General features: G+C 70.6%; 3 protein-coding genes. All 3 read left to right on the forward strand.

Translation table 11 applies throughout. From position 1 onward, the window contains the following. Positions 1-457 (forward strand): hypothetical protein (locus C1I98_RS43380; RefSeq protein WP_233508541.1); only part of this gene is annotated, 457 nt, incomplete at its 5' end. After that, the gene (locus C1I98_RS38010; protein ID WP_497846257.1) at positions 457-2,043 is read left to right on the forward strand and encodes a TrbL/VirB6 family protein; all 1,587 of its coding nucleotides are present in this window, start codon (positions 457-459) and stop codon (positions 2,041-2,043) included. The genes C1I98_RS43380 and C1I98_RS38010, both read left to right, overlap by 1 nt. Then, a partial coding sequence (locus C1I98_RS38015; RefSeq protein ID WP_146607900.1) for a PrgI family protein occupies positions 2,040-2,284 on the forward strand: 245 nt, incomplete at its 3' end. The genes C1I98_RS38010 and C1I98_RS38015, both read left to right, overlap by 4 nt.

A 2,284-nucleotide genomic window follows, 5' to 3' on the forward strand; every position in this document is an offset into this window, starting at 1 on the left:
GCCCCGACCCGCTCCGGCGGAGGCGCGACGGCCGCAGGACGCCCCGCCGCTGACCGGCACGGCCGCCGCCGCACCTGCCGAAACGGCAACGCCCGGCAGGCGGTGGCAGCGGCGGCTACGGAACGTCGTGGTGGTCGTGGCAATCGTTGCCGTGGTCGTTGCCACGCTGGCGACCGTCGCGTTCGGGATGATCGCCGGCCCGCCCCCCTCTCCGCCGACCCGACCGGAAGACCTCGGCAGGGTCTTCGACAACACGCGAACCTGGCTGGTCGGCCTGCTCGCGGCCCTGGCCACACTGATGCTCACCGTCGGCGGGGTGCGGTACCTGATCGCGGGTGGCGATCCGGGAGAGGTGCACAAGGCCAAGGCGGCACTGAAGGCGAGCGCGTTCGGGTACGCGCTGGCCGTATTGGCGCCGCTGCTGGTGAACGTCCTGCGGCATCTGGTGAGCGGGTGATGGCGGCCCTTTGGCCGGGCGCCTGGCCGGGTGCCTTCCGGCCTGTTGCCATCGTTGCCGTCCCGGTTGCCGCAACCGTTGCCGCACCGGCACTGGCCGTGATCGCCATTGCCGGGCCCGCTGCCGCCGCACCGACGCCGGCACCCAGCCCCAGTTCTCCTCCGGCTCCGCCGTTCGGGCTGGACCTGGGCGGCTGGGTGAACGGACAGATCAACAACTGGTTCGCCCAGCTCACCGCCATGGCGATCCGCCCCCTGCTGAGTGCCTTGGCCGAGACCCTGCTGGCCACACCGGACATCGAGGGACAGCCGCGGATCCATGATCTGTGGCAGGCGAGCGCGGTCCTGGCCAACAGCGGATTCGTGGTCCTGGTGATCGCCGCCGGGGTGCTGGTCATGGGCCATGGCACGGTACAGACCCGGTACGCGATCAAGGAGGTGCTGCCGCGTCTGGTCGTGGCGTTCGGGGCCGCGAACTTCAGCCTGTTCTTCACGATCGAAGCCGTTCGGCTGGCCAACGGCGTCTCGCTCGCACTGCTCGGCCAGGACTTCGACGCGGCACGCGCGGCCACCGCCATCCGAATGATGGTCCTGCCCTACAACGATGGCGAGGTCTTCTATGTTCTGCTCGCCCTGGTCGCGGTCATCCTGCTGATCCTGCTGCTGATCACCTTCATGTTCCGCATTGCCATGACGATCCTGCTGGTCATCGTCGCGCCTCTCGCGCTGGCCTGCCTGGCCCTGCCGCACACCGACGGCGCGGCCCGGCTGTGGGGCCGGGCGTTCACCGGTCTGCTGCTCATCCAGATCGGCCAGTCCATGACCCTGGTGGCCGCGGTGCGGATCTTCTTCAACCAGGACGGCCGTCAGATCGTCGGGCTGACGCTCCACGGCCAGCTCTACAACCTGCTGATCGCCCTGTGCCTGTTGATCATCTTGGTGCGCATCCCCGGCTGGGTGTCGCGTACGGTCTTCACTCACCGTGGCCGCGGCTCGACGATTGCCCGGATCGTCAAGTACGCCATCGCCTACCGGCTCGCCTCGCCGATCTTGAATACGCTGCACCTCGGGCGGGGCCGAAGCGGCAAGAAGACGGCAGCGGCCACTGCCCTGACAGGGCGGGCCTTGCCGGCGATGGCAGGACCGGCAGGAGCGGCAACCGGCATTGCCGGCACCGCTGCCGCCGCGGCACGGGGTGGCAGCGGGCCGTTCAAGCACGCCCCGGTCGGTGCCCGCCGTCCGCCGCAGCAATGGGCCCCGACCCCGATCAAGCACGCGCCGACCGGGCCGCCGATGCCGGGCAAGTACCGGCCCACTCCCAACCCGTCCGGCCCGGTCCCCGCGACCACCCCCGTCTACGGCTACCCGCGCGAGACCTACTACGCCAGAGGCCCGGCCGGACTCGGGCAGATGTACCACCTCCGCAACCAGAGCGCGGCCACCCCGCCAAAGGCAACCGGCGGCACCCCGGCCCGTCCGATCGTCGCGCCCGGCACGCCGATTCCCGGCACGCCCGAATGGCCGGAAAACCACGGCGAGCCCCGCCGCAAGCCGCCCGCCCGCCGCAAGGGCGGTGACAAGCGATGAACGACATCGTCCGCATCCCCGCCGACGTCGAAGCCCCAGACAAGATCATCGGAGGCTTCACCGCGCGTCAGATCATCATCTTCGGCGGCACCGGCGCCCTGCTGTACGGCGGCTACCTGCTCCTGGCCGACCACGTCCCGGCGCTGGCCCTGGCCGTCCTCGCCGTGCCCATCGCGGTCGCGGGCATCGTGCTGGCCATTGGGCGGCACGACGGTATCTCCCTGGACCGCTACATCCTTGC

Origin of the sequence: Spongiactinospora gelatinilytica, assembly GCF_003236385.1 — a bacterium.
GTDB classification, from domain to species: domain Bacteria; phylum Actinomycetota; class Actinomycetes; order Streptosporangiales; family Streptosporangiaceae; genus Spongiactinospora; species Spongiactinospora gelatinilytica.